The following is an 8458-nucleotide window of genomic DNA, read 5'->3' on the forward strand; positions in this document are numbered from 1 at the left end:
GGTCGAGCCGCCGGAGCCGCTAGGCGGTGGCGTGCCGAGGCCAACCCGCCCACCGTCCGCGCTCGATGGGACCGTGTTGGTCTCGACACCGCTCGCTGGCGCTCGCGGGCTCGACCAGCGGGTCAGTTGTCGTCGGTGCGGCGCTTGAGGTAGCGCTCGAACTCCCGGGCGATCGCGTCGCCACTGGCCTCGGGAAGGTCGGCGGTGTCGCGGGCCTCCTCGAGGGAGCGTACGTAGTCGGAGACGTCCTCGTCCTCCTCGGCGAGGTCGTTGACGCCGCGCTCCCAGGCTCGGGCGTCCTCGGGGAGGTCGCCGAGCGGGATGGAGCACTGCAGAAGGTCCTCGAGCTTGTTGACGATGGCGAGGGTGGCCTTGGGGCAGGGCGGCGCGGCGACGTAGTGGGGGACCGCGGCCCAGTAGGAGACCGCGGGGATGTCGGACTGGATGCAGGCCTCCTGGAGCACACCGACGATGCCGGTCGGACCCTCGTAGGACGGCGAGTCGAGCTTGAGGCGGTCGACGAGGTCGGGCTCGGTGGCGGTGCCGGAGACCGGGATCGGCCGGGTGTGCGGAGCGTCGGCGAGAAGCGCGCCGAGGGTCACCACGAGCTGACCGCCGAGCTCGTCGACGCACTCCAGGATCTCGCCGACGAACTGCTTCCAGCGCATGTTGGGCTCGATGCCACGCACCAGGATGATGTCGCGGTCCAGGTCGGGCGGGGAGCAGACGGCGATCTGGGTGGTGGGCCAGGTGATGGAACGGAAGCCGTTCTCGTCGGTGGCGGTGACCGGCCGGTTGACCTGGTAGTCGTAGAAGTCCTCGGGATCGATCTCGGCCACCACCCGCGCGTGCCAGACGTCCATCAGATGGTCAACCGTGCCGGAGGCGGCGTCGGCCGCGTCGTTCCAGCCCTCGAACGCGGCGATCACCACAGGATCGACCAGGTCGCGGGTCTCTTCGATCTCGATCACACCTCCACCCTAGTCACCGGGACCAGGGAGGCGGCGTCGTTCACCCTGCGTACACCTTCTGAATTCCCACCTGGTGGACTCCCGGTGTCAGGATTCGGAATGAAATGGCATAGCCCGCGCACCTACGCCGTAGCGTGTTTCAGGCAAAGCCGTGCACACCACCGTGCCCGCCCGGGAGAGGAAACAAGAGTGAGTCTGCGCCCTGATGTCACCGAGACCCTGACCGCCACCTTGAAGGAGCGGATCATGGTGCTCGACGGTGCGATGGGCACTGCGATCCAACGTGACCGTCCCGACGAGGCCGGCTATCGCGGCGAGCGGTTCAAGGACTGGCACTCCGACCTGATCGGCAACAACGACCTGCTCAACCTGACCCAGCCGCAGATCATCGAGGACATCCACCGCGAATATCTCGAGGCGGGCGCCGACATCATCGAGACCAACACGTTCAACGCCAACGCGGTCTCGCTGATCGACTACGACCTGGCCGATCTCGCCTACGAGATCAACTTCGAGGCCGCGCGCCTGGCTCGTGCGGCCGCGGACATCTACTCGACCCCCGAGAAGCCGCGCTACGTCGCCGGCGCGCTCGGCCCGACGACGCGTACGGCCTCGATCAGCCCGGATGTGAACGACCCCGGCGCCCGCAACGTCACCTACGAGCAGCTCCGCGATGCCTACGCCGAGGCGACCCGCGCGCTCCTGGAGGGCGGCTCGGACCTGATCTTCATCGAGACCATCTTCGACACCCTCAACGCCAAGGCGGCGATCTTCGCCGTCCAGCAGGTCTTCGAGGAGTACGGCCGCCGCTGGCCGGTCGTGATCTCCGGGACGATCACGGACGCCAGCGGCCGCACCCTGTCGGGGCAGGTCACCGAGGCGTTCTGGGATTCAGTTCGCCACGCCGACCCGCTCCTGGTGGGCCTCAACTGTGCGCTCGGCGCTCAGGAGATGCGCCCCTACATCGCTGAGCTCGCCCGGGTCGCGGACGCCTTCGTCTCCTGCTACCCCAACGCGGGGCTCCCGAACGCCTTCGGCGAGTACGACGAAGGCCCGAGTGACACCGCGGGCCACGTCCACGAGTTCGCCACCGCCGGGTTCGTGAACCTGGTCGGCGGCTGCTGCGGCACCACGCCGGCCCACATCGCCGAGATCGCCAAGCAGGTCGAGGGGGTCGCGCCCCGCGACGTGCCCGAGGTCGAGCCCGCGCTGCGGCTCTCCGGCCTGGAGCCGTTCACCGTGACCGAGGAGAGCCTCTTCGTCAACGTGGGGGAGCGGACCAACATCACCGGGTCGGCGAAGTTCCGCAACCTGATCAAGGCCGGCGACTTCGACACCGCGCTGTCCGTGGCCGCGCAGCAGGTCGAGAACGGCGCACAGGTCATCGACGTCAACATGGACGAAGGCATGATCGACGGGGTCGCGGCGATGACCCGGTTCCTGACACTGGTCGCCTCCGAGCCCGACATCTCACGGGTCCCGATCATGATCGACTCCTCCAAGTGGGAGGTCATCGAGGCCGGCCTCAAGCTCGTCCAGGGCAAGCCGATCGTCAACTCGATCTCGCTCAAGGAGGGCGTGGAGTCCTTCGTCGAGCACGCCGAGCTGTGCAAGCGCTACGGCGCGGCCGCGGTCGTGATGGCCTTCGACGAGGACGGCCAGGCCGACTCCTACGAACGCCGGATCGCGGTGTGCGAGCGGGCCTACCGGATCCTCGTCGACGAGGTCGGCTTCGAGCCCGACGACATCATCTTCGACCCCAACGTGTTCGCGGTGGCGACCGGGATCGAGGAGCACGCGACCTACGGCGCGGACTTCATCGAGGCCGTCCGCTGGATCAAGCAGAACCTCCCCGGGGCGAAGGTCTCCGGCGGCATCTCCAACGTGAGCTTCTCCTTCCGGGGCAACAACCCGGTGCGTGAGGCGATCCACGCGGTCTTCCTCTACCACGCGATCGAGGCGGGCCTGGACATGGGCATCGTCAACGCCGGCGCCCTGGTGCCCTACTCGGAGGTCGACACCGAGCTGCGGGACCGGATCGAGGACGTCGTGCTCAACCGGCGTCCCGACGCCGCCGAGCGGCTGCTGGAGATCGCCTCGAAGTTCAACAAGGACTCACCCGAGGCGGAGGCCAAGGCCGAGGCCTGGCGCGAGCTGCCGGTCGGCGAGCGGATCACCCACGCGCTGGTCAAGGGTCTGGATGCCTACGTCGAGTCCGACACCGAAGAGCTCCGCGCCGAGATCTCGGCTCGCGGTGGCCGCCCGATCGAGGTCATCGAGGGGCCGCTGATGGACGGCATGAACGTCGTCGGCGACCTGTTCGGCGCCGGCAAGATGTTCCTGCCGCAGGTCGTCAAGAGCGCCCGGGTGATGAAGAAGGCGGTCGCCTACCTGATCCCGTTCATCGAGGCCGAGAAGAAGCCGGGCGACGTCGAGACCAAGAACGGCACCATCGTGATGGCTACCGTCAAGGGTGACGTCCACGACATCGGCAAGAACATCGTCGGTGTGGTGCTGCAGTGCAACAACTACGAGGTGATCGACCTCGGTGTGATGGTGCCCGCGCAGAAGATCCTCGACGCCGCCAAGGAGCACGACGCCGACATCATCGGCCTCTCCGGCCTGATCACGCCGTCGCTGGACGAGATGGTCGGCTTCGCCACCGAGATGCAGCGCGTCGGACTCGACCTGCCGCTGCTCATCGGCGGCGCCACGACCTCGCGAGCCCACACCGCGGTCAAGATCGACAAGGCCTACGACGGACCCGTCGTCTGGGTCAAGGACGCCTCCCGCTCGGTGCCGACCGCGGCAGCCCTGCTCGACGCGGGGCGTCGCGAGAAGCTGATGGCTGAGGTCAAGGTCGACTACGACTCGCTCCGCGAGCGCCACGCCGAGCGGCGTGAGCGGGTGTCCCTGACGTACGTCCAGGCGAAGGCCAACAAGCCCGACATCGACTTCTCCAAGCTCCCGGCGGAGCCGGCGCAGCCCGGCGCCCACACGCTGCTGGAGTACCCGATCGCCGAGCTGCGCGACTACATCGACTGGCAGCCGTTCTTCAACGCCTGGGAGATGAAGGGACGCTTCCCCGACATCCTCAACAACCCGGCCACCGGCGAGGCCGCGCGCAAGCTCTACGACGACGCGCAGGAGATGCTCGACCGGATCATCGAGGAGAAGTGGCTCGAGGCACGCGGCGTCTACGGCCTCTTCCCGGCCAACTCGACCGGCGAGGACGTGGTCGTCTACGCCGATGACTCGCGCACCGAGGAGCGCGCGACACTGTTCCAGCTGCGTCAGCAGGGCCAGCACCGCGAGGGCATCTCCAACAAGTCGATGGCCGACTTCGTCGCGCCGGTCGGCGAGGGGGCCGACCACGTCGGCGCCTTCGCGGTGACCGCGGGGATCGGCCTGCCGGAGCGGGTCAAGGCGTTCAAGGACGAGCTCGACGACTACTCCGCGATCATGGTGGAGGCTCTCGCCGACCGCCTCGCCGAGGCGTTCGCGGAGCGGCTCCACCAGCGCGTACGCACCGAGTTCTGGGGCTACGCCGCCGACGAGGGCGGCGACGGAGAGCTGGCCAACGAGGACCTGATCGCGGAGAAGTACTCCGGCATCCGTCCCGCCCCGGGCTACCCGGCCTGTCCCGACCACACCGAGAAGCAGACCATCTGGTCGCTGCTCGACGTGGAGGAGAAGACCGGCATCGAGCTCACCGAGTCGATGGCGATGTGGCCCGGCGCCTCGGTCTCGGGCCTCTACTACGGCCACCCCGACTCGCAGTACTTCGTCGTCGGCCGCATCGGCCAGGACCAGGTCGCCGACTACGCCCGCCGCAAGGGCTGGACGATGGCCGAGGCCGAGCGCTGGCTCTCGCCCAACCTGGGCTACGACCCGGAGGACTGAGCCCGGATCCGATGGTGCGACGCGACGAGGAGTGGGCCCGGGTGCGGTTCGCGCGGGCCCGCGTCGCGCGGCTGGCGACGGTGTCCGCGGACGGAACACCGCGGGTGGTGCCGATCGTGTTCGCGCTGGCCGGTGGCGTACTCATGACTGCTGTCGATCACAAGCCGAAGTCGACGACGCGGCTTCGACGGCTCGACGATATCGCCGCCAACCCGGCGGTCTCGGTGCTGGTCGACGAGTACGACGACGACTGGGACCAGCTGTGGTGGGCGCGCGCCGACGGCGTGGCGAGCGTGCACGAGAGCTACGACCTGGCACCGCTGGTCGCGAAGTACGCCGACTATCGCGAGCGGCCGCCGGCGGGTCCGGTGGTCGCGGTGGAGGTCACTCGCTGGTCGGGCTGGTCGAGCCAGGCCGGCGGCACCTGACCGACGCTGACCAGGTTCCAGAAGGCCGTACGCCGCGTCAGTATCGTGACGAGGTGGTATCCGTCCGGGTGACGGACGAGCACGCCGGCGACCGGCTCGGCCGCGGGATCCAGGCGCAGCGGGACGACATGGGCCCAGGTCTCGGTGGCCGGATACCAGTAGGCGCCGACGCTCGCGCCGTCCCAGGAGGCCAAGGCGGCGTTGGCCTCGGCGACTGCCGGCCTGAGCCGGGCCAGGACCTGCTCGGGAGTCATTCCCGCGCGATCGGCGTGGTCGTAGGCGATGTGGAGGCTGCCGACCGAGGTGATCGTGGCCGTCGGGTCCAGGGGCGGGGGCTCCCAGCCCGACAGCACCGTCCGGCAGCGCAGGCAGTCGTCGTCGCGGCTCCAGTCGACGAACTCGACGTCGTCGACCGTGAGGTCCTCGCCACGGCTGGTGACCAGGACGATGCGTAACCCTTCGGGATCGCGCAGCGGCAGCGGGTTGTGCTCGAGCCCGTCGCGGAAGTGCAGCAGCCCAAAGGTCTCGTTCACCCCGATCCGGTGGATCACGGCGACGCCCAGGCCCTGCAGCCGCGCCTTGGGCGACTCCCGCCGGACCAGGGCCGGATCGACCAGGTCGGCGAGCCACTCGACGAGCTCGTCGTCGAGGAGGCGTTCGGCCTCAGCCTCCAGCACGCGGTCTCCCCGCCATCAACGCGACGGCCGCCGGAACGGTCGCAGGATCTCCCCGCTGGGAGAGGAACCGCGGGAGCGCATCGCCGGCTGGGCCGGGGGCTGCGGCGGGGCGGCCCCGGCCCAGGGGCCGCGTGCGTCCAGGACGGTGGCCCACTGCGACGCGGTCGGACGGAGGCCGGGACGGCCGGCGGCCTGGTCCATGAGCCGGGTGAGCGGACCGACCAGGATGCCGGCCTCGCCGGCGAAGGTCAGGTCCGGCCGGAGGCCGGGGGCAGCGTTGCGGTCGCCGGTGAGCACGCGGGCGATCGTGAGGGCCAGCTTGAAGCGGTCGCTGTCGGCGGTCGGCGGTAGACCGGCGTTGGTGGGGTCCTCCCAGCCGCGGGTGTCGGCGGGCGGCAGCACGCCGTCCTCGCCGGCCGGCCGGATCCCGTCGCAGTCGAGCAGCATCACCCGGGGGACAGGCGAGACCGACCAGGCGATGTTGCGCGGCGAGAGGTCGCCGAGGACGAGGCCCTGCCGGTGCAGCGCGTCCATCACCGCGGCCAGCGCCCGCATCAGCAGCACCCGCTCGTAGATCCCGGGACTGCGTACGTCACCGCTGTCAACGAGCAGACCCAGCTCCGCAAGGGCGGTGGTGGGGCCGAAGCCGGCCAGGAACGGGTCGTGGACCCGTTGCATCAGGAAGCCGGCGGTGCGCAGCCCGTCGAGCACGACCGTGTGCGGCCAGGCGGCGAAATGGTCTACCTGCAGACCCTCGCTCTCGACGAGCCCGCGGATGCGCACCAGCTCCGCCAGGGCACGGCCGTCCACGAGGCCGCGCTCTCGCGTGCGGTAGAGCTTCGCGACCGTCCCGGGGTGGTCGGCCAGCTCGATGATGCGGCCCTGGGAGCCCTGGGCGAGATGGCGTCCCAGGGTCAGGTCGCTGAGCTGGATTTCGTTCACGGAACCTCCGGCCCCAGTCGTAGGTAGGCAGATCGTACGTGGCTGGGCGATCCCGTGCCGAGTCGACGGCTCATCTGGCGGCACCGGGCCGATGACAGGATGGTCCCGGGACCCGGATGGGCGGCGACGAGGGCTGTGGGTGCGGCGTACCGTGGTGTTCACCAGGACCGGCAGCGCGAACGAGAAGAGGACAGGTGCCCCTCAGCAGGATCGAGGAGTCGACCACCCGCCACGAGGGTGGGGTCGAGTTCGGCGGCGGACGGGTCGCGTACGCCCCCGGTGAGGCGACCGTGGCCGACGCCATGGTCCGCCGGCCGAAGCTGCTCCCGGCCACGGCGACCGGTCGCGACGTACGCGATCTCTTCGGCGACGACCACGTGCACGCGGCGCTCGTCGTCGACGACCGCACACTGCTCACGGTCATCGAACCGCACGAGGCCGAGGTGAGTGGGGACGCCCCGGCGAGGACGATGGGCACGCTGGAGGGGCGCACGGTCGTCCCCGGCGCCGATCTCTGGGAGACCTGGACGTGGATGACCCGCAACGGCTGCCGCAGGCTGGCAGTGGTCGAGGACGGGCGCTGTGTAGGGCTCCTCTGCCTCAAGCGCAGCAGCCGGGGCTTCTGCTGTGACCTCGGCATCCGGGCACGGGCCATCGACGGTCATGGCGAGGGCCGCGTCCTACCGACCCCACACCACAGGAGCTGACATGGGAAGAGTGACAGTTGGACGGCCCGTGCTGCGGGTGCGTGACGGCGTGATCTCGCGACGGCCGGACAAGCTGGCCGCCGAAGAGCCGATGGAGATCAGGGTCAACGGCCGGCCGCTGACCGTCACGATGCGCACTCCCGGCGGCGACTTCGACCTGGCCGTCGGCTTCCTGGTCAGCGAGGGCGTCGTGCACTCGGCCGACGACGTCGCGAGCGTCCGCTACTGCGCCGGCGCGACCGCCGACGACGGCAACACCTACAACGTGGTCGACGTCGGCCTGGCCGCGCACGTCCCGCCGCCCGACGCCTCGCTGGAGCGCAGCTTCTACACGACCTCCTCGTGCGGCCTGTGCGGGAAGGCGTCGCTCGAGGCGGTGCGTACGTCCTCGGCCTGGTCGGTCGCCGAGGACACCCTGCGGGTCACCCCCGAGCTCTTGGCGGTCCTGCCCGAGCGGCTGCGGGAGGCACAGCGCGTCTTCGACAGCACCGGCGGCCTGCACGCTGCCGGGCTCTTCGACGCCGAGGGCAACCTGCTCTGCGTACGTGAGGACGTCGGCCGTCACAACGCCGTCGACAAGGTGATCGGGCACGCGCTGCGCGAGGGCCTGGTGCCGTTGCGCAACAGCATGCTGATGGTGAGCGGCCGCGCCTCCTTCGAGCTCGTCCAGAAGGCCGTGATGGCCGGCATCCCGCTGCTCGCCGCGGTCTCGGCCCCCTCCTCGCTCGCCGTCGATCTGGCCGACGACAACGGCCTCACCCTGGTCGGGTTCCTGCGCGGCTCCTCGATGAACATCTACGCAGGCACCGACCGGATCGAGCCCGTTCCCG

The 8458-nt window shown here is 69.9% G+C and carries 7 protein-coding genes; 4 read left to right on the forward strand and 3 right to left on the reverse strand.

The window, feature by feature from the left end; all coding sequences use genetic code 11:
• Window positions 1-122: 122 nt before the first annotated feature.
• Window positions 123-971, reverse strand: a complete 849-nt coding sequence (locus ACFU7D_RS26920) for a PAC2 family protein (protein ID WP_378873160.1) — start codon at window positions 969-971, stop codon at window positions 123-125.
• Between the two features lie 246 nt (window positions 972-1217).
• On the opposite strand from ACFU7D_RS26920, the gene metH reads away from it, so the two are divergent.
• Both metH and ACFU7D_RS26930 read left to right on the forward strand, forming a co-directional pair.
• A complete protein-coding gene (gene metH, locus ACFU7D_RS26925) occupies window positions 1218-4874 on the forward strand; it encodes a methionine synthase (RefSeq protein WP_378873169.1) in 3657 nt (1218 codons plus the stop codon).
• 11 nt (window positions 4875-4885) lie between these two features.
• Entirely contained in the window at window positions 4886-5302 is a 417-nt protein-coding gene (locus ACFU7D_RS26930; RefSeq protein WP_378732864.1) for a TIGR03668 family PPOX class F420-dependent oxidoreductase, read from the forward strand.
• On the opposite strand, the gene ACFU7D_RS26935 is transcribed toward ACFU7D_RS26930, so the two are convergent.
• On the reverse strand, window positions 5215-5979 hold the full coding sequence (locus tag ACFU7D_RS26935) for a hypothetical protein (protein WP_378873162.1): 765 nt from the start codon (window positions 5977-5979) through the stop codon (window positions 5215-5217). The two genes, ACFU7D_RS26930 and ACFU7D_RS26935, sit on opposite strands and share 88 nt — an antisense overlap.
• A gap of 15 nt (window positions 5980-5994) precedes the next feature.
• Window positions 5995-6921, reverse strand: a complete 927-nt coding sequence (locus ACFU7D_RS26940) for a hypothetical protein (RefSeq protein ID WP_378873164.1) — start codon at window positions 6919-6921, stop codon at window positions 5995-5997.
• Between the two features lie 194 nt (window positions 6922-7115).
• Between ACFU7D_RS26940 and ACFU7D_RS26945 the strand changes: the two genes are divergently transcribed.
• Together ACFU7D_RS26945 and fdhD are read left to right on the forward strand one after the other, a co-directional pair.
• Window positions 7116-7628, forward strand: a complete 513-nt coding sequence (locus tag ACFU7D_RS26945; RefSeq protein ID WP_378873165.1) for a hypothetical protein — start codon at window positions 7116-7118, stop codon at window positions 7626-7628.
• Window position 7629: 1 nt separating this feature from the next.
• Window positions 7630-8458, forward strand: an 829-nt coding sequence (gene fdhD / locus ACFU7D_RS26950; RefSeq protein ID WP_378873167.1) for a formate dehydrogenase accessory sulfurtransferase FdhD, incomplete at its 3' end; no start/stop codon positions are given.

Source organism: Nocardioides sp. NPDC057577, assembly GCF_042801335.1.
Taxonomy (GTDB): domain Bacteria; phylum Actinomycetota; class Actinomycetes; order Propionibacteriales; family Nocardioidaceae; genus Nocardioides.

Coding starts and splice junctions, on each gene's coding strand:
- metH (WP_378873169.1), top strand. CDS start 1,218: ATGGTGCTCGACGGTGCGATGGGCACTGCGATCCAACGTGACCGTCCC.
- ACFU7D_RS26930 (WP_378732864.1), top strand. CDS start 4,886: ATGGTGCGACGCGACGAGGAGTGGGCCCGGGTGCGGTTCGCGCGGGCC.